Annotated in this window: 15 protein-coding genes and 1 tRNA gene; 11 read left to right on the plus strand and 5 right to left on the minus strand. The window is 61.1% G+C overall.

Annotated features, from left to right (window positions below; all coding sequences use genetic code 11):
* Positions 1-154: 154 nt before the first annotated feature.
* The 4 genes from bfr to ACOSV0_RS05790 form a co-directional block, all read right to left on the minus strand.
* Positions 155-634: a bacterioferritin gene (gene bfr, locus ACOSV0_RS05775; RefSeq protein ID WP_063495349.1), complete on the minus strand. Its 480-nt coding sequence runs from the start codon at positions 632-634 to the stop codon at positions 155-157.
* Positions 635-829: 195 nt separating this feature from the next.
* On the minus strand, positions 830-2,353 hold the full coding sequence (locus tag ACOSV0_RS05780; RefSeq protein ID WP_434109289.1) for a fumarate hydratase: 1,524 nt from the start codon (positions 2,351-2,353) through the stop codon (positions 830-832).
* A gap of 57 nt (positions 2,354-2,410) precedes the next feature.
* Positions 2,411-2,977: a TIGR00645 family protein gene (locus ACOSV0_RS05785; protein ID WP_434109290.1), complete on the minus strand. Its 567-nt coding sequence runs from the start codon at positions 2,975-2,977 to the stop codon at positions 2,411-2,413.
* Between the two features lie 247 nt (positions 2,978-3,224).
* Complete coding sequence (locus ACOSV0_RS05790) at positions 3,225-4,118, minus strand: DMT family transporter (RefSeq protein ID WP_434109291.1); 894 nt, start codon at positions 4,116-4,118, stop codon at positions 3,225-3,227.
* 481 nt (positions 4,119-4,599) lie between these two features.
* Between ACOSV0_RS05790 and acs the strand changes: the two genes are divergently transcribed.
* The 4 genes from acs to ACOSV0_RS05810 all read left to right on the plus strand — a co-directional run bounded on the left by acs (position 4,600) and on the right by ACOSV0_RS05810 (position 9,294).
* A complete protein-coding gene (gene acs, locus ACOSV0_RS05795) occupies positions 4,600-6,582 on the plus strand; it encodes an acetate--CoA ligase (protein WP_434109292.1) in 1,983 nt (660 codons plus the stop codon).
* A gap of 148 nt (positions 6,583-6,730) precedes the next feature.
* Positions 6,731-7,120, plus strand: a complete 390-nt coding sequence (locus tag ACOSV0_RS05800) for a DUF4212 domain-containing protein (protein WP_434109293.1) — start codon at positions 6,731-6,733, stop codon at positions 7,118-7,120.
* A 4-nt stretch (positions 7,121-7,124) separates the two neighbouring features.
* A complete protein-coding gene (locus ACOSV0_RS05805) occupies positions 7,125-9,143 on the plus strand; it encodes a sodium:solute symporter family protein (protein WP_434109294.1) in 2,019 nt (672 codons plus the stop codon).
* Positions 9,144-9,203: 60 nt separating this feature from the next.
* Positions 9,204-9,294 (plus strand) — tRNA-Ser (locus tag ACOSV0_RS05810).
* 586 nt (positions 9,295-9,880) lie between these two features.
* Here the strand turns inward: ACOSV0_RS05810 and ACOSV0_RS05815 are convergent.
* Positions 9,881-11,206, minus strand: coding sequence for a Zn-dependent hydrolase (locus ACOSV0_RS05815; RefSeq protein ID WP_434109296.1), 1,326 nt, complete (start codon positions 11,204-11,206; stop codon positions 9,881-9,883).
* 348 nt (positions 11,207-11,554) lie between these two features.
* Between ACOSV0_RS05815 and ACOSV0_RS05820 the strand changes: the two genes are divergently transcribed.
* The 7 genes from ACOSV0_RS05820 to ACOSV0_RS05850 are packed head-to-tail and all read left to right on the plus strand — an operon-like array spanning position 11,555 to position 18,631.
* The gene (locus ACOSV0_RS05820) at positions 11,555-12,577 is read left to right on the plus strand and encodes an ABC transporter substrate-binding protein (RefSeq protein ID WP_434109297.1); all 1,023 of its coding nucleotides are present in this window, start codon (positions 11,555-11,557) and stop codon (positions 12,575-12,577) included.
* Between the two features lie 8 nt (positions 12,578-12,585).
* Positions 12,586-14,271, plus strand: coding sequence for an ABC transporter permease (locus tag ACOSV0_RS05825; RefSeq protein WP_434109298.1), 1,686 nt, complete (start codon positions 12,586-12,588; stop codon positions 14,269-14,271).
* Positions 14,272-14,273: 2 nt separating this feature from the next.
* Positions 14,274-15,344 (plus strand): ABC transporter ATP-binding protein, encoded by a 1,071-nt coding sequence (locus ACOSV0_RS05830; RefSeq protein ID WP_434109299.1) that lies wholly within the window; start codon positions 14,274-14,276, stop codon positions 15,342-15,344.
* A gap of 1 nt (position 15,345) precedes the next feature.
* Complete coding sequence (locus ACOSV0_RS05835) at positions 15,346-16,005, plus strand: GntR family transcriptional regulator (RefSeq protein WP_434109300.1); 660 nt, start codon at positions 15,346-15,348, stop codon at positions 16,003-16,005.
* Positions 16,006-16,027: 22 nt separating this feature from the next.
* Positions 16,028-16,996 (plus strand): hydroxyacid dehydrogenase, encoded by a 969-nt coding sequence (locus ACOSV0_RS05840; RefSeq protein WP_434109302.1) that lies wholly within the window; start codon positions 16,028-16,030, stop codon positions 16,994-16,996.
* Positions 16,997-17,034: 38 nt separating this feature from the next.
* Positions 17,035-17,835 carry an HpcH/HpaI aldolase family protein gene (locus ACOSV0_RS05845; protein ID WP_434109303.1) on the plus strand — a complete coding sequence of 267 codons (801 nt, stop codon included), beginning with the start codon at positions 17,035-17,037 and terminating at the stop codon, positions 17,833-17,835.
* The gene (locus ACOSV0_RS05850) at positions 17,822-18,631 is read left to right on the plus strand and encodes a maleate cis-trans isomerase family protein (protein WP_434109304.1); all 810 of its coding nucleotides are present in this window, start codon (positions 17,822-17,824) and stop codon (positions 18,629-18,631) included. Before ACOSV0_RS05845 ends, ACOSV0_RS05850 begins: the two co-directional genes overlap by 14 nt.
* The last annotated feature ends 25 nt before the right edge of the window (positions 18,632-18,656 follow it).

Genomic DNA, 18,656 nt, shown 5'->3' on the forward strand with positions numbered 1-18,656 from the left:
ACTCACGAAAACTGGGGCGTGTGCAAGTATATCGCCCGCGCGGCGCCGATTCTGACAAATAAGCAGGCAAACAACCTGGCAAACAAGCAGCCCGGCAAGTTGGCGTATCAGCCGGCCCATGAGCCGTCGCGCGGGCTTTTCCAACCCGGTTCGATCAGGACTCGACCGAACCCATTGCAGTTTGCTGGTAGTTCTGGATGCCGACCTTGTCGATCAGGTCCAGTTGCGTTTCGAGCCAGTCAATGTGTTCTTCGGTGTCGTCGAGAATCTTCACGAAGATTTCGCGCGAGATGAAATCGCGAACGGATTCGCAATACACAATCGCTTCTTTGCAGGTGCTCTGCGAAATCTGTTCGAGCTTCAGATCGCATTCGAGGATTTCTTTGGTTTCTTCACCGATCAGCAGCTTGTGCAGGTCTTGCAGATTCGGCAGGCCGTCGAGCATGAAAATGCGTTCGATCAGCCAGTCGGCATGCTTCATTTCGCCGATCGATTCGTCGTACTCATGCTTGCCGAGTTTCTCGAGACCCCAGTGCTTGTACATCCGCGCATGCAGGAAGTATTGGTTGATGGCGGTGAGTTCGTTCTTCAACTGGGAGTTGAGATACTCAATGACCTTCTTATCGCCTTGCATGATGTGTCCTTGTAGGGGGCTTTGAATTTCCCAGAACAATAAACGGCGAAAGACAAAAAGCCAAGGCAAAAAACACAGTTTTTGGCCTCGATTCGCAAGGTTTTTAGCGTGATGCGTACCGTTCTCATTTCAGGATAAAGAAAGCCGGGGTTTGAGGCCCCGGCTTGCATTTTCTTACCTGATGCTATTTGCCGATCAAACCGTCGCGACCGGAATCTTGCCGATCTTGGCTTGCCATTCCTTCGGACCGGTTTGGTGCACCGATGTGCCGTTCGAATCGACGGCGACCGTCACCGGCATATCCTGCACGTCGAATTCATAGATCGCTTCCATGCCGAGGTCTTCGAACGCGAGAACCTTCGCGCTGCGAATTGCTTTCGACACGAGGTAAGCCGCGCCGCCCACCGCCATCAGATACGCAGCCTTATGCTTCTTGATCGCCTCGATCGCAACCGGGCCGCGCTCGGCCTTGCCGATCATCGAAATCAGACCGGTTTGCGACAACATGGTCTCGGTGAACTTGTCCATGCGCGTGGCGGTGGTCGGGCCTGCGGGGCCGACTGCCTCGTCGCGCACCGGATCGACCGGGCCGACGTAGTAGATCACGCGATTCGTGAAGTCGACCGGGAGCTTTTCGCCCTTCGCCAGCATATCGGCGATGCGCTTATGCGCCGCGTCGCGGCCCGTCAGCATCTTGCCCGACAGCAACAACGTCTGGCCCGGCGTCCAGGCTGCGACTTCTTCCGGCGTCAGCGTGTTCAGGTCGACGCGCTTGCTCTTTTCCGTGTCCGGTTCCCATTGCACTTTCGGCCATGCGTCGAGCGACGGCGCTTCGAGCTTCGCCACGCCCGAACCATCCAGCGTGAAGTGCGCGTGACGGGTCGCCGCGCAGTTCGGGATGATGGCGATCGGCTTGCTCGCAGCGTGCGTCGGTGCAGCCATGATCTTCACGTCGAGCACGGTGGCAAGACCGCCCAGGCCTTGTGCGCCGATACCGAGCGCATTGACCTTCTCGTGCAGTTCGACGCGCAGTTCTTCGATCCAGTCTTTCGGGCCGCGTGCGATCACGTCCTGAATGTCGATCGGATCCATCAGCGATTCCTTCGCCATGACCATCGCTTTCTCAGCGGTGCCGCCGATGCCGATGCCGAGCATGCCCGGCGGACACCAGCCTGCACCCATGGTCGGCACGGTCTTCAGAATCCAGTCGACGATCGAGTCCGACGGGTTCAGCATCGCGAACTTCGACTTGTTTTCCGAGCCGCCGCCCTTCGCCGCAACCTGTACGTCGACCTTGTCGCCCGGCACGATCTCGTAGTGGATCACGGCCGGCGTGTTGTCTTTCGTATTCTTGCGTGCGCCTTCCGGCGGGCTCACGATCGACGCGCGCAGCACGTTGTCCGGGTTCAGATAACCGCGGCGCACGCCTTCGTTGATCATCTCGGTGACGCCCATCGTCGCACCGTCCCAACGCACGTCCATGCCGACCTTCACGAACACCGTGACGATGCCGGTGTCCTGGCAGATCGGGCGCTTGCCTTCGGCGCACATGCGGCTGTTGGTGAGGATCTGCGCGATCGCATCCTTCGCGGCCGGGCTCTCCTCGAGCTCGTAAGCGCGGCCCAAGGCCTGGATGTAATCGAGCGGGTGGTAATAGCTGATGTACTGAAGCGAATCAGCAATGCTCTGGATCAGATCTTCCTGTTTGATGACGGTCATGATGGCTAGCTCAGTGGGGACAATGGCGCTTGTTATCAGACTCGCAGGGCAGTGCGGTCAGTCGTGCGCCTTCAGGGGAGTGGAACCGTTCGAACCCAGCGGATGCAATCCCGCGGGCTCCTGAAAATGTTTCGGATGCGTATGCGTGGTGAGGCGGTCGACCAGCGCCATCACGACCGCCGAGAGAAGGAACGCGACGTGGATAATGACCTGCCACATGATGGTGTGCGTCGAATTCTGGTCGGGGCTGATGAAGGTCTTCAACAGATGGATCGACGAGATGCTGATCAGCGCCATGGAAAGCTTCACCTTCAGCACGCCGGCGTTGACGTGGTCGAGCCATTCCGGCTCGTCCGGATGACCCTCCACGCCGAGGCGCGACACGAAGGTTTCATACCCGCCGATGATCACCATGATCAGCAGGTTCGAGATCATCACCACGTCGATCAGGCCGAGTACCACCAGCATGATGCTGGTTTCGTCGAGCGTCATGGACGCGGTGACCAGATGCCAGACCTCTTTGAGGAACAGAACGACGTAGACGCCTTGCGCGACGATCAGGCCCAGATAGAGCGGCACCTGCAGCCAGCGGCTCATGAAGATGATGACGGGCAGCGGGCGCATCGGGCGGCGCTGACGGGCTGAGTCGGGTCGCGGGGCGGACATAGGCAAGAGTCAGATGAAACGCAGGTGACGGAACACGGACTAAATGCGCTGACCCGAAGCGCAAACCAAACGCGCGTATCGAGCACGCAAACCAGGGCGCAGACGGCGCGATACGCGGCCAGGGGAGGCCGGAAAAGCTCGCGTCAGGCGCGCTATTGTACAGCGTCGGATGAATTTGCTGCGGCGCGGCGGGCAGTGGTGGCGCTCAGGAGGCCACCGGCGGTACCCGCTTCACCTTCAGGCTCGCCAGCCCGATTCCTGCCACCACGCAGGCAAGCGCGATGCCGTGCGCGAGCGTGGGCCGCTCACCGAGAAACACGATGCCGTAAATCGCCGCCGCCACCGGCAGCACGGCGCTGAACACACCCGCGAGACTGCCCGGTACATGGCGAATGCCCTTCATCCACAGCCAGAACGAGAAGATGCTCGCCGATAGCCCGTACCACAGCACCAGCGTCCAGACGCTAACGGGCACCGCGCGATAGTCGAAGTGCAGCAGCGCGGTGACGCCGAGCGGCAGCATCAGCAGCAGGCCGAACAGATGCGTGTAGGCACAGATGTCGATCGGGGCGAGTGTTTGCGTCAAACGGCGCGACAGGATGATGTAAAGCGATTCGCAGCACACCGCGCCCAGCACCATCAGATTGCCGGTGAACGAAGTCTCGCCGCCCGCATTCTCGTCCACATGGGCGAGATTGATGACGACCACCCCGACGATCGCCAGCGCGATCGATGCGAGTGCCCGACCGTTCGGACGCTCTTTGAGGATCAGCCACGAGAGCAGCGCGACGACCGCGGGGATCGTGCTGGTGATGACGCCGGCCGCGACCGCGCTGGTGCGTTGCACGCCGTTAAGCATCAGCAGCGTGAACCCGAAGGTGCCGAACAGCGCCTGCAGAAACAGATTGAGCCATTCATCGCGTTTGACGCGGCGCAGTTTGGCGACGCGCAATAGCGGCCACAATACTGCCATTGCAATGACGAAGCGCAGCAGCGCGAACAGGGGGACGGGGACGAACTCGACGATCGATTTACCGATTCCGACATTGCTGCCGACCAGCAGCATCGAGGTAATGAGAAGCAGGGAGTAACGATTCAAGCTGGAATCCAGACGGCTAGTTCAGTTAGCATTGTAAGAGGGCGTGCGAGCCAGCGTAAAGGCGCAGCGCCGGCGCGGCGCACGTGATGCGTCCCGCGTGCCCGGTTTCGGCATGGATCGGTTGCACCGGCATGTCGATCGGCGCGCATGAACGGACCGTAACGCGTAGCATGCCGAGCGTGACTCCGAGCCGCGTAAGGGTTTTCGCCCGCTACACGATGCGCCTCGCGTAAGTGGCCGGTAAGTTGCAAAGTTTATGTTTGAGCACGAGAGCGGAACGTCAGCCATTCATCTATGTTGCAATGCGGCATACATGAAAGCGAAAGGCGAACGGGCCGCGGCGCAGTGATCGGCGATCGCTGCGCGAGGGTTGGAGACAGCGCGCCGCCTGGTGATCACGAATGGCGGCGCCATCATGACAAGGCGCGTCTCAGGCGCGCCGGCACAGGTTTCTGGTTTCATCTTCACCAAGGGGTTGTCGATGTCTGCGATTGAATCTGTTCTTCACGAACGCCGTGTTTTCCCGCCCTCCGCTGAAGCAGCGGCTGGTGCGACGATCTCCGGCATGGACGCGTACCGGGCGCTGGCCGCCGAAGCGGAGCGTGATTACGAAGGGTTCTGGGGGCGCCTCGCTCGCGAGACGCTAAGCTGGAACAAGCCCTTCACCAAGGTGCTGGACGAATCGAACGCGCCTTTCTACACATGGTTCGAAGACGGCCAGCTGAACGCGTCGTATAACAGCATCGACCGCCATGTCGAAGCCGGCAACGGCGAGCGCGTCGCGATCATCTTCGAAGCCGATGACGGTACGGTCACTAACGTCACTTACCAGGATCTGCTGCAACGTGTATCGCGCTTTGCGAACGCGCTGAAAAAGCGCGGCGTGAAGAAGGGCGATCGCGTGGTGATCTATATGCCGATGTCGATCGAAGGCATTGTCGCCATGCAGGCATGCGCGCGGATCGGCGCCACGCATTCGGTGGTGTTCGGCGGCTTCTCGTCGAAGTCGCTGAACGAGCGGCTGGTGGATGTGGGCGCGGTCGCGCTCGTGACTTCCGACGAACAGATGCGTGGCGGCAAGGCCTTGCCGCTGAAGAACATCGCCGACGAAGCCATTGCCATGGGCGGCTGCGAGGCGGTGAAGAGCGTGATCGTCTACAAGCGCACCGGCGGCAAGATCGCGTGGAACGAAAGCCGCGATCTGTGGATGCACGAACTCACGCAGTCCGAATCGGATCAATGTGCACCCGAGTGGGTCGGCGCCGAGCATCCGCTCTTCATCCTCTATACGTCCGGTTCGACCGGCAAGCCGAAGGGCGTGCAGCACAGCACCGGCGGCTATCTGCTGTGGGCCGCGCAGACCATGAAGTGGACCTTCGACTGGAAGTCCACGGATGTGTTCTGGTGTACCGCCGACATCGGCTGGATCACCGGCCATAGCTACATCTCGTATGGCCCGTTGACGCTCGGCGGCACCCAGGTCGTGTTCGAAGGCGTGCCGACCTGGCCGAACGCCGGCCGCTTCTGGGACATGATCGCGAAGCACAAGGTTTCGCTGTTCTACACCGCGCCGACCGCGATCCGCTCGTTGATCAAGGCCGCCGAGGCGGACGGGAAAGTGCATCCGAAAAGCTACGATCTGTCGACGCTGCGCGTCATTGGCACGGTCGGCGAGCCGATCAATCCGGAAGCATGGGTGTGGTATTACGAGAACGTCGGCGGTGGCCGTTGTCCGATCGTCGATACGTGGTGGCAAACCGAAACCGGCGGACACATGATCACGCCGCTGCCGGGCGCCACGCCGCTGGTGCCGGGTTCGTGCACGCTGCCGCTGCCGGGCATCATGGCGGCGGTGGTCGATGAAACCGGCCAAGACGTGCCGAACGGGCAGGGTGGCATTCTGGTGGTGAAGCGCCCGTGGCCGTCGATGCTGCGCAACGTGTGGGGCGATCCGGACCGCTACAGGAAGAGCTACTTCCCCGAAGAACTCGGCGGCAAGCTGTACCTCGCCGGCGACGGCGCGGTGCGCGACAAGGAAACCGGCTACTTCACGATCATGGGCCGCATCGACGACGTGCTCAACGTGTCCGGGCACCGCCTCGGCACGATGGAGATCGAGTCGGCGCTGGTGTCGAACCCGATCGTGGCGGAAGCGGCCGTGGTTGGCCGTCCTGACGATACGACCGGCGAAGCCGTGTGCGCGTTCGTGGTGCTCAAGCGCGCGCGTCCTGAAGGCGAAGAAGCGGTGAAGCTCGCCAGCGAACTGCGCAACTGGGTCGCGAAGGAGATCGGTCCGATCGCCAAACCGAAGGACATCCGCTTCGGCGAGAACCTGCCGAAGACGCGTTCGGGCAAGATCATGCGGCGCCTGTTGCGCTCGCTCGCGAAGGGCGAGGAAATCACTCAGGACGTGTCCACGCTGGAAAACCCGGCGATTCTCGATCAGCTCGGCGAGTCGCTCTGAGCTTAGGTTTGCCTGGGTTCGCAGCAAGGGCCTGCCGAATGGTGCGCCCTTGACTGGACCCGGGTATCGACCATTTGGGTCAGGCTGTTAAAGCCACCGCGCGGACAATCCCGATTGCCTGCCCGGTGGCTTTTTGATACATAGGCGCATGGCCGCGCCACACCACGCCTCTCACGCTACCCTCAATCCCGCGCCCGAACCCCCTGCGGTCTCGGCGGCGATGGCGCGCGCGCATCAGAAATACTGGCGCTTCAACCTCGCATTGATCGCGACGTTGATGGCGGTGGGCTTCGCGGTGTCGTTCGTTTTGCCGCTGGTGGCGCCGGCGTTGGATCAGGTGCGCTTCGGCGGTTTCCGGTTGCCGTTCTACTTTGGTGCGCAAGGCGCGATTCTGATCTACGTCGCGTTGATCGTCGTTTATATCGTGCTGATGCAGCGCGCCGACCGCCGTCTGCAACGCGCTTTCGACACCGACGCCGGCGTGAATGCCACCGGTGTCAGTGCCGATGCCGGCGCGCCCGCTGCGCGCGGAAACTGAGCCGATGACGCTGACACACAGGCTGATCCGCTCATACGCGCTTTATACGCTCGGCTTTCTGCTATTCATCTATGTGATGTGGCGCATCGAGCGCACCACCGGCCCGGGTGTGTGGATCGGCTATGTGTTCCTGTTCGTGCCGATCGCGGTTTATGCGGTGATCGGCCTGCTGTCGCGCACCTCCGATCTGGTGGAGTACTACGTTGCCGGGCGGCGCGTGCCCTCGGCCTTCAACGGCATGGCGACGGCGGCCGACTGGCTCTCCGCTGCGTCGTTCATCGGTCTCGCCGGTTCGATCTATGCAACCGGATATGACGGGCTCGCGTACCTGATGGGCTGGACCGGCGGCTATTGCCTCGTCGCGTTCCTGCTCGCGCCGTATGTGCGCAAGCTCGCGCGTTACACGATTCCCGACTTTCTCGGCACGCGCTTTTCGAGCAACGCGGTGCGTGGACTCGCTGCGTTGGCGGCGATCCTGTGCTCGTTCGTGTATCTGGTTGCGCAGATTCAGGGCGTCGGCTTGATTGCGACGCGTTTTATCGGCGTGGATTTCGCGGTCGGCATTTTCTGCGGACTCGCGGGCATTCTCGTGTGCTCGTTTCTCGGCGGTATGCGTGCCGTGACGTGGACCCAGGTCGCGCAATACATCATCCTGATCGCGGCAATCCTGATTCCCGTGTCGATGATCGCGCATAAGGATGGCCTCGGCTGGGTGCCGCAGTTTAACTACGGGCGCTTGATGGAGCGTGTCGAAGGCCTGGAGAAGCAGGTGCGCGAGGCGCCGCTCGAGCAGACCGTACGCGACGACTATCGGCGGCGCGCCGCGCTGATGCAAACGCGGCTCGATACGTTGCCGCAATCGTTCGTCGATGAGAAGCTGCGCCTCACGCAGGAAGTCGCGGACTTGCGCCGTCACAATGGCCCGTTGCGCGATATCAAGGAGCAGGAGAGGGAACTGGAGCAGTTTCCGCGCGATGCCGCCGCGGCCCAGATCGTCTGGACCCAACGCCGCGACGAGATGCTGATGCGCGCGGCCGCGCCGGTGCCGATGCACGAACCGTTTCCCGTCACGAGCGAAGAGGACCGGCGTACTCACGAACGCAATTTCCTGTCGCTGCTGCTGTGCCTGTCGCTTGGCACCGCCAGCCTGCCGCACATCCTGACGCGCTACAACACGACGACTTCGGTGGCGTCCGCGCGACGCTCGGTCGGCTGGACGTTGTTCTTCGTCGCGCTGTTCTATCTGACGGTGCCCGTACTGGCCGTGTTGATCAAGTACGAGATATTGACCAATCTGGTCGGCCACCACTTTGCCGATTTGCCGCAGTGGCTCATGCAGTGGCGCAAGGTCGAGCCGAGTCTGATCAGCCTTGCGGATACCAATGGCGACGGCATCGTGCGCTGGAGTGAGATCCAGATGCAGCCGGATATGGTGGTGCTCGCCGCACCCGAGATCGCGGGGCTGCCATATGTGATGTCCGGGCTGATCGCGGCTGGCGCGCTGGCTGCGGCGCTCTCGACCGCGGATGGTCTGCTGCTGACGATTGCCAATGCGTTGTCGCACGACGTCTACTACCACATGGTCGATCCGACGGCGTCGAGCCAGCGGCGCGTGACGATTTCGAAGATTTTGCTGCTGGGGGTGGCCTTGTTCGCGTCGTATGTGGCGTCGCTCAATACGGGGAATATTCTGTTTCTGGTGGGCGCGGCTTTTTCGCTGGCGGCGTCGAGTCTGTTTCCGGTGCTGGTGCTGGGCGTCTTCTGGAAGCGCACGACCCGGCTTGGGGCCGTGGCGGGCATGGTGGCGGGGCTGCTGGTGTGCATTTACTACATCGTGTCGACGTATCCGTTCTTTACGCAGATGACGGGCTTCGCCGGCGCGCGGTGGTTCGGGATCGAGCCGATCAGCTCAGGCGTGTTCGGTGTGCCGGCGGGGTTTCTGGTGGCGATCGGGGTGAGTCTGATCGACCGGAAACCGGATGCTTATACGAGGGCATTGGTGGACTACATCCGGCATCCTTAGGCCGGTTTGCGCATGGGTGTGGCGCAGGGCGCGAAGTTTGCTATAATTCGGCTCCCCGCCGGAGAGATGGATGAGCGGTTTAAGTCGCACGCCTGGAAAGCGTGTATAGGTTAATAACCTATCCGGGGTTCGAATCCCCGTCTCTCCGCCAGAACTGAATGATAAGCCGTTGAATCTAAAAAAGATTCAACGGCTTTTTGTTTTTGGTTCTCGAATTGGCTCTCAAATTGGCTATCGAATGGACGTTAGCGGACTAGCCGGAAATCCTCGTCTAGTCAGGACGACGCAGTCTACTGTTTGACGGTCGCAGTCCGTCTGAGTTCGCGATCCGATAGGAAGGGATCGCGCGCAATTCCCGGTAGCCGAAACGCGCATGGCGCGTCTTTCAGAGCATGCCTTCTGAGACTGACATCGCTTTAAATAGAGCGACATACTTTGTCAGCTCGTGCAACGCCGCGCGAGCCGATTGGCCGCATCGTTTGAATTCTATGACGACGTAGTGTCGTGGCGGGTCACGAGCTAATTTGTCGATGAACCGCCCTGCACCCGCAAGCCGTGCAAGTGCAGATTGACCAATGATCCGCCGGACGGGATTATTGCCGGAATGGCCGTTGTCGCTTTGAAATTGCCATTAACGCGCCTTTGATGCGAACTCTTTGAAGCAGGAGCCTTGCGCGTAGTAATCCATCTCGCGTGGGTTTCCATATCGGCGGTTCGGATACTTCATGATGCGCTTCTTAATACTCGCAAGTTAGACCATATTCCAGCAACTGCAACGCGCACGCAAAATCCTCCATCGTCATCGACTCTGCGGGATTGTGACTGCCATTTTCGTTGCGTACAAAAATCATCGCAGTCGGAATACCTTGACTGGCGAAGATTGCAGAATCATGGCCTGCGCCACTCGCCATTTTCATGGTTGGAATGCCGTGAATCGCTGCTGCGTTGAGCAGCGATGCCTGCAACGCTGCGTCCATCACCGCGGGCTTGCTGTGCGTCTGCAAGCCGAGGTCGAGTTCGACGCCCGAGCTGGCCGAGATTTCCGCGCAACGCAACCGCACGCACGCTTCCAGTCGCAGCAGCGTATCGGGTTCGATCGAGCGCACGTCGATGCTGAACGCAACATGCCCCGGAACCTTGCTGAAATCGGCACGCTTTGGGTCGGTCTGCACGCGGCCGAACGTGATCACCAGGTCGCGTTCTTCTATTTCTGCCTCGTCCCAGTCGTGATCAAGCGCGATGATCAGGCGCGCGACGGCCAGCATCGCGTCCTTGCGCTTGCCGCGCGCAGCCGCACCCGAATGCGCGTATTCACCGATCGCCTGCGCATGACGGAAGCGGAATGCGCCGCGAATCCCAGTGACGATGCCCACCGGCAGATTGCGTTCGACGAGTAGCGGCCCCTGTTCAATGTGTAGTTCGACGAAGCGGCTGATTGCGCGTGCATCGAGAAACGCCTCGCCCGCGCGCAGGCGATCCGGCTCGCCGCCCAGCGCTTCGATGCATTGTGCGAGCGTGCGATTGTCGTCGCTGCGGAGGATGCAGAGATCGTCACCCGATAGCATGCCGAACGCCGCCTTGCTGCCAATGTACGACAGCGGGAACCACGCGCTTTCTTCCGCGCGGATCGCCATCACTGTGCAGTCATGTGCCGGGACGAAGCCCGTGCGCAGCCAGCGCGAGAAAACCGTCATGCCGGCGACCACGCCGGCTGCACCGTCAAAATTGCCGCCACAGGGCACGGAGTCGAGGTGCGACCCTGTTAGCGCGGCGGGCAGCGAGCGGTCGCGGCCGGGAAACGTGACGTACAGATTCAGTGCGGCGTCTGTGCGGACTTCGAGACCCCAGGCGTGGGCGAGTGCGGCAATGCGCTCGTGAGCGCGCTGCTCGCCGGCGCCATATGAGTCGCGGGTGATGCCAGGTGTGTCGATGCCGTCTTTGGCGAGGCCGTCGAACAGTGTCGCCGCGAGCGCCCGCTCCTGCGACCATTCTTGCCAATTCGTGGTCGGAACGCCTGCCGGTGGAGCATCGGAGGCGCGTTTGTCGTTGGAATGAAAGCTCATGGGTTGGGCCGGGTAGGCGCGTAATTTCGATCGTTGAACGGCTGGAATATACCCAAAAATAAATTACTGGTATACCGAAGGTATTCAAATTGTTTGAAGCCTGCTTTGAAGCTCAAATGAATGTTCTTACAGTGGGTGTGGCGTAGGTCACAGAGCCAAAGTCCCCGTCTGGCATGGCGATAAGCCGATGAGCCAGTGGCGGGAGTTGCCCAAAACACGCGTCTATGAACCATCATTGCTCAACGTCTCGCTCTCCAGTCGACGAAGTTTTTTAAAAAAGCTTTGCAAATTTTTTTGTCCGGTGACAATGCGGCATACCAGAGGTATTCAGACGAACGGGGAAAACAGATGAGCGGTGGAAACTGGTCGCGACGCGAGGCGTTGCTGGGAATCGGCGGTGCGATGCTGGCGCCGGTGCTGGGTCGTTCGGCGAATGCGATCGCTGCGGATCAGTCGGTAGTGACGATCTACTCGTCGATGCCGAGCGCCTACATGACGAAACTTGCCGATGCGTTCAACGCCGAGAAAACCGGCATCTCACTGAAGATTTACACCGCTGCGACCTTCCAGACCGTCGAGCGGCTGCAAGCGGAACTTCGCGCGGGCCGCGTGGCCGCCGATCTTTTCCAGGTCTCCGACCTGAGCGCGTTCGTTGCGCTCAAGCGTCAGGGCGCGCTCGCACGCTACGAATCGGAGACCTACAGGCACTATCCGGCCGCCTTCAAGGATCCGGACTTTACGTGGATCAACTCGCGCAGCCTGATCACGCTGTTCGCCTACAACACAAACCAGGTTTCAGCCGTCGACGCGCCGAAAACCTGGGACGACTTCGCGAGTCCGAAGTGGGCTGGCAAGCAGGGCATGGCCGACCCGCGCGTCGACGGCGACGCGTACAACTGGTACTACACGCTGCGCAAGACGAAGGGCGTCGAGTGGTGGAAGAAATACGCGAAAAACAAGCCGCAGGTGTTTCGCGGCCACGGCGCGCTGATTGACAAGCTGATCTCGGGCGAGTTGCCGCTCACCGAGCAACTGGATTACATCGTCTATACGAATGTGCGCGATCGTAAGGCGCCGATCCGTTCGGTGTTCCCGCCAGAAATCGTGCCTGTCACGATGACGCCGCTCGCTGTGCTCAAGCAGGCGCCGAATCCGGACGGCGCGCGCAAGGTGTTCGACTGGTTCCTGTCGAAGCGTGGCCAGGAATTGCTGCAGCAGGTCGGTGGCTGCTATTCGGTGCGCGACGATGTCGCCAATCTGCCGGACCGCCCAGCGTTCTCCAGCTTCAAGACGCTGACCATCGACCCCGAAGACTTTACGAACCGCCGCGAGAAGCTTCAGGACGAGTTCGCCGATATCTTCGGCATGTGAGGTAGCGGATGTTCACGCGTTTCCGTCCAGAAGTCCTGTTGTTTCAGGTAACCGCCGTGCTGTTGTCACTGCTGGTGCTGGCGCCGCTCGCCACGCTGCTGCTCGGCAGTCTGAGCGCCAGCAGCCACGAAGCGTTCACAACCGATCTTGGCTTCGGCAATTTCGAACGGGTGCTGACGCAGTCGCGCTACCTGACCGCGTTGTGGAATACGTTGCGCATAGCTGTCGCGTCCACGGCGATTGCGACGGTCGTGGGCGTGTCGCTCGCGTGGCTGGTTGCGCGCACCGACATGCCGGGTCGCTGGCTCGTGCATCTAGGCGTGGTTGCGCCGTTCTTCGTGTCGCCGTTCATCGGCGCGCTGGCCTGGGGGCTGCTGCTCTCGCCGAAGATCGGTACGCTGAATCAACTGCTTGGCGTGTTCGGCATTGGGCCGTTCGACATCTACACGGTGGGCGGCATCATCTGGGTGATGGGCATTTACTATGCACCCTATGTGTACATGTTCGTGCAGAGCGCGTTGTATAACCTCGATCCGACACTCGAGGAAGCCGCGTTCATGAGCGGCCTCTCGCCATGGCGCACGGTGCTGAAGGTGAGTTTGCCGATGGTGTCGCCCGCGATCATGTCGGGCATGCTGCTGACGTTCGTCGCGGCGGCCGGGCAGTTCGGCGTACCGTCGCTGCTGGGCACGCCCGCTCGCATCAACGTGATGACCACGTACATTTACGATCTGACCAACACCACGCCGTCGCACTTCAATCTTGCGGCAGCGATGTCGGTGATCCTGCTGGTCATCGCCTGTGCCGCGCTTTACGTGCAACATCGGCTGATGCGTGGCCGCAGCTATGTGACGATGGGTGGCAAGAGCACGCGTCCGAAGACGCTGCGGCTCGGCGCGGCGCTCGTTCCGGCCACGGCGTTCGCCTATCTCTTCCTGTTGCTCGCTTCCGTGTTGCCGCTTTTGATGCTCGCGTATGTGTCGTTCGTGCCGTACTACTCCGGGCATATCAGTTTCGCGTCGCTCACGCTGCATCACTACGTGAGCCTCGTGCGCGACAACCAGATCGCGCAGCGCGCACTGGTCAACACACTGGTGGTATCGGTGGGATCGGCCTGCGCGGCCGTGGTCCTCGGCGTGATCATCAGCTGGATTCAGCTGCGTACGCGCGCCTGGTATCGCGGCGCGATCAGCATGGCGCTGGTGCTGCCGGTCGCGGTTCCAGCGATCGTGCTCGGTCTTGCAATCATGTGGACGTGGATCTACGCGCCGGTGCATGTATATGGCACGACGTGGCTGCTCTTCATCGGCTATCTGACCGGCTATCTGCCGTTCGCCGTCCGTTCGATTACCGCCGTGCATCAGCAGATCGACAAATCGCTGGAAGAGGCGGTGTCGATGGTCGGTGGCGGCTGGCTCGCGACGCTTCGTCACGTGACGCTGCCGCTGCTCAAGCCCGGCATCGCCGCGGGCTGGACGCTGCTGTTCATCGTGTTCGTGCGTGAACTGGCGATTTCCATTCTGCTCTACGCGCCGGGCGGCGAGGTGCTTTCGGTGCTGATCTATAACCGGTGGGCCGAGGGCGATTACAACGCGCTCGCAGCGATGGCAATGATCCAGGTCGTCTTGATGATGATCGTCATCGTGCTGATCGGACGCATGTTTAAAATCGATCTTTCGAGAAGTGCACACTAAACATGAGTTATCTGAAGGTTGAATCGGTTGGCCGGAATTTCGGCGATTTCGTCGCCCTGTCCGATATCTCGTTCGAATTGCAGCGCGGCGAGATCGTGACGCTGCTCGGCCCATCGGGCTGCGGCAAGACCACGTTGTTACGCGCAATCGCCGGCCTTGAGAGCATCGAGCGCGGCCGCATCGTACTCGATGGCCGCATGCTCGCTCATGGCGAAAAAAGCATGGCGATTGCGCCGGAGCGCCGCGGCATCGGCATGGTGTTCCAGTCGTATGCGCTGTGGCCACACATGACAGTTGGCGAGAACATTGCGCTCGGCCTGAAGCTGAAGAAGGTCGACAGGGAAACGATGAAAAGGCGCATTGCGAATGCGCTCGAAATGGTCGGCCTGCCGGGCGCGGAGAATCGCGCGACCTCGTCGATGTCGGGCGGCCAGCAGCAGCGCGTGTCGCTTGCGCGTGCACTGGCGCTGGAGCCTGCCTGCATTCTGTTCGATGAGCCGCTGTCGAATCTCGACGTGCTGCTGCGTGACCGCATGCGTTTCGAAATCCGCGAACTGTTGAAGGCGGCAGGTATCACCGCGATCTACGTGACGCACGACCAGTCGGAAGCCATGGTGATTTCCGACCGCGTGCTTATCATGAACAAGGGCAAGCTGCTGCAAAGCGGTTCGCCGACGGAGTTGTATACGCATCCGCGCTGCCGCTTTGTCGCGGAGTTTTTTGGTCGAACAAATTTCTTTGCTGTGGATCACGAACGTTCGCGTCCGGGGCTTGTGAAAACACAGGACGGTCTGGAGTTTGTGTGCCGGCCTGATCTGCCGGTCTCGCGTGGCTCGCTGGTGGGTTTCCGTCCGGAAGCCGTCGAACTCGCGTCCGACCGTAGCGTCTGCAATGTGTTGAGCGCGCGCACCGATCGCGCGGTCTATCTGGGTGGCGTCACGCAGATAGACGGAAAAGTCGGCAACATTCCGGTCACCGCCATGCTTGGCGGCTTGCACACCATGTCGACGGATGCACCCCTGCATCTGCGCGTGGCCCCGGAAAACATAATGATATTGGAAGGAGAACAGTAGCGTGACCAACGCTGAAATCATGAACATGCCGTCGAAGCGGCTCGTGGAACAGATCCGCGAGCAGGTTCTCGACCGGATTCTCACCGGTCAGCTCAAGCCGAACCAGGTGATACAGGAGCGTCCACTATCGGTTGAACTGGGTGTATCGCGCACACCGCTGCGCGAAGCCTTGCGACAGCTCGAAGGCGAACGTTACGTGGGCCGTCGCGAAGACGGCACCTTGATCGTACAGGGTGTGACGGTACAGGAAATCCTCGAAGTGCTGCGCGTGCGCTCGCTGCTCGAAGCCGACGCAGCACGCGCCGCGTGCGGGCAGCTCTCCGCCGATCAGCTTCTCGGCTTGCGCCAGCGTCTCATTGCTGTGCGCGACGCGGAACAACCTTCGATCGACGAGCACAAACTGATCGACGAGGAATTGCATGGCCTCGTCGCGCGCGCCGGCGGCGGTCCGCTAATGCAATCGATGATCGCCGACCTGAAGCTGCGCACACGCATGTTTTCCATGCAGCGCATCCCGTCGCGCTTCAAGCCGGTTTGCGAGGAACACCTTGCGCTGATCGACGCGCTGCTCGCAGAAGACGCACAGGCAGCGGAAGCAGCGACCCAGAAGCACATCTACAACATTCGCGAAAGCATTATCCAGTGGTTGCAACGCAGTTGATCCCGTATCAGGAGTTGTCATCTTGAAGTGTCTTCTCATTCAGCCGATTCATGCCGCGGGCACCGACATACTGCAGCAGGCCGGCATCGAAGTGTCCCTGGCAAGTGCCGCCGACATGGCAACCGTCGTGCGCGAAATCGGCCCGGTCGATGCAGTCATTACGCGTAACGCAGGCCTCGACGGCGCGGCGATGGAAGCGGCGCCGAATCTGAAAGTGCTCGGCGTGCATGGTACCGGTTACGACCGCGTGGACGTCGCGTGCGCCACGCGTCGAAATCTGCCGATCGTGTACACGCCATACGCGAATGTGCAGTCGGTCGCCGAGCAGGCGATCGCGCAGATGATGGCGATCAGCAAACGCATTCGCGAAGCGGACAGGGCGGTGCGCGACGAGCGTTTCGGCTATCGCTACGAGAGCGTGTTCCACGAGCTCTCCGGACGCACACTTGCGGTGATCGGGTTCGGCAAGATCGGCCGGCGCGTCGCTGAGATCGCGAGCACCGCGTTCCAGATGCGCGTTCGGGTGTTCAGCCCGAGCGTGCCACGCGCGGAGATTGAAGCCGCTGGTTTCAGCGCGGCCGCGAGTCTCGACGAGGCGATCGCAGGCGCGGACGTCGTGTCCCTGCATCAACGACTCACCGCCGAAACGCGTGGCTCGATCGACGCACGACGGCTCGCCAGCATGAAGCCCGACGCAATGCTGGTGAATACCGCGCGCGGTGGACTCGTCGACGCGGCCGCGCTTATCGCCGCGCTGAACAGCGGTCACCTGATGGGCGCCGCGTTCGACGTGTTCGAGCAGGAGCCATTGCCTTCCGGGCACCAGTTCATGGGCTGCGAGCGGCTTGTTTTGTCGCCGCACATCGGCGGCGCGACTGGCGAGGCGATGCGCCGTACCGCGATCGAAGTGGCGGCCCAGGTCGTTGACGTGCTCGTCGGTCGCAAGCCCAAGTACCTGATCAATTCCGACGTGTGGGCCGAGCGCGTCTGATTTTTCCTGTATCCATCCGTTCAACCGAGAAAGACCCTATGATCAAATCCAATCCACTCAGGGCGTTATGGGAGGCCGGTAAGCCGGCGTTCGGCACCTGGATCACACTGTGTCCGCATCCGCGTGTCGTCAAGATATTCGCGGCCGCCGGCTTCGATTTTGTGATCATCGAAATGGAGCACACCGATTTCTCGTTCGGGACCGTCGGCACGCTTGCGATGCTCGCACGCGAAGCAGGTCTGTGCCCGATTGTGCGGCCGCCCGGCACGTTGAAACCGCACGACCTGACACGCCCGCTCGACGCGGGCGCGCAAGGCCTGCTGCTACCGTCTATCGACAGCGCAGAGCAGATGCGCGCGATTGTCCACGCGACCAAGTACTACCCGATGGGCATGCGACCAATGAACCTGCGCGGCCCGCATACCGATTACGTGACGGCGAAGCCAGCCGAGATCATCGAGCACGTCAACAGCAACACAGTGCTCGTGATCATGATCGAGACGCAACGCTCGATCGACAACCTCGACGAGATTCTTCAGGTGAAAGGCGTCGACGCCGTGATGATCGGCCCCGACGATCTGTCGCAAGATCTCGGGATTCCCGGTGAATTGCAGCATCCGAAGCTGATGGAGGCTTACGAGCGCGTGTTCGATATCTGCCGCAAGCATGAGGTGCCGTTCGGCCTGTCCGCGCAGAACCCGGATATGGCGAAGAAATGGGTGGATAAGGGAGCACGGTGGATTCCCTACCAGAACGACGCCGCGATGGTGTTCAACACGGCGAGCGCCGCCGTTCCACAACTGAAGACGATTGGAGGTCGCAGCGATGAACTCAAGTGAACGCCCTTTGCCGCCTGGGATCGGCGTCGCGCCGCAGGCGATCGGCGGCAAGACGATGAAAGCCGTTCAGATGTATAGCCCGTACGGCTATCGCGGCAAGATCGGCTTGATTGTGCCGTCGACCAATACCGTGATTGAGCCGGAATTCAATCGCATGGCGCCTAAGGGCGTGTCGGTGCATTCAGGTCGCATCATGCTGCTCGGCAAGGCCACGGAAGAGTCGTACATCAAGATGGGTGCGGAAACCGGGCGCGCTGCCGCCGAACTTGGCACGGCCGAAGTGGACGTGATCGCCTGGGGCTGCACGTCGGGTTCATGCGTGGTGCCGCGCGAGCAACTCGAAGGTGCGATCGTTGAAAACTCAGGCATTCCCGCCGTCTCCACGATGACGGCCGTGTTCGAGGCGATGCAGGTGTTCGGCGCGAAGACGGTGTCGCTCGGCACGCCGTACGTGCAGTTTGTCAACGAGACGGAAGTCGAAGTGATCGAGCGCGGCGGCGTAAAGGTTGCGGCGTGGTACGGGCTGGAGCTCGGCGAAACGCAGGAGGAACGCCGTGGCATCGGCCGTGTCCCGCCGGAATCGTTGTTCCGTCTCGTGCGGTATATCGACCGCCCGGAAAGCGACCTGATTTTCCTCAGTTGCACGAATCTCGCGACCATCGACATGCTCGACGCACTCGAACGGGAAGTCGGCAAGCCGGTCATTTCCAGCAATCAATGCACCTTCTGGGCGAGTCTGCGCCGCCTTGGAATTAAGGATCACATCGAGGGCTTCGGCAGTCTGCTGATGCGGTGATTTTTCGCGCCGGCCGCTCGCCGCA

The organism is Paraburkholderia caffeinilytica, assembly GCF_051027425.1.
Lineage (GTDB): Bacteria > Pseudomonadota > Gammaproteobacteria > Burkholderiales > Burkholderiaceae > Paraburkholderia > Paraburkholderia caffeinilytica_A.

Excerpts from the sequence above, each read along its gene's own strand:
- ACOSV0_RS05830 (WP_434109299.1), top strand. The coding sequence starts at position 14,274 with ATGAGTTATCTGAAGGTTGAATCGGTTGGCCGGAATTTCGGCGATTTC.
- ACOSV0_RS05825 (WP_434109298.1), top strand. The coding sequence starts at position 12,586 with ATGTTCACGCGTTTCCGTCCAGAAGTCCTGTTGTTTCAGGTAACCGCC.
- ACOSV0_RS05815 (WP_434109296.1), bottom strand. The coding sequence starts at position 11,206 with ATGAGCTTTCATTCCAACGACAAACGCGCCTCCGATGCTCCACCGGCA.
- acs (WP_434109292.1), top strand. The coding sequence starts at position 4,600 with ATGTCTGCGATTGAATCTGTTCTTCACGAACGCCGTGTTTTCCCGCCC.
- ACOSV0_RS05800 (WP_434109293.1), top strand. The coding sequence starts at position 6,731 with ATGGCCGCGCCACACCACGCCTCTCACGCTACCCTCAATCCCGCGCCC.
- ACOSV0_RS05785 (WP_434109290.1), bottom strand. The coding sequence starts at position 2,977 with ATGCGCCCGCTGCCCGTCATCATCTTCATGAGCCGCTGGCTGCAGGTG.
- ACOSV0_RS05850 (WP_434109304.1), top strand. The coding sequence starts at position 17,822 with ATGAACTCAAGTGAACGCCCTTTGCCGCCTGGGATCGGCGTCGCGCCG.
- ACOSV0_RS05845 (WP_434109303.1), top strand. The coding sequence starts at position 17,035 with ATGATCAAATCCAATCCACTCAGGGCGTTATGGGAGGCCGGTAAGCCG.
- ACOSV0_RS05805 (WP_434109294.1), top strand. The coding sequence starts at position 7,125 with ATGACGCTGACACACAGGCTGATCCGCTCATACGCGCTTTATACGCTC.
- ACOSV0_RS05820 (WP_434109297.1), top strand. The coding sequence starts at position 11,555 with ATGAGCGGTGGAAACTGGTCGCGACGCGAGGCGTTGCTGGGAATCGGC.
- ACOSV0_RS05780 (WP_434109289.1), bottom strand. The coding sequence starts at position 2,353 with ATGACCGTCATCAAACAGGAAGATCTGATCCAGAGCATTGCTGATTCG.
- bfr (WP_063495349.1), bottom strand. The coding sequence starts at position 634 with ATGCAAGGCGATAAGAAGGTCATTGAGTATCTCAACTCCCAGTTGAAG.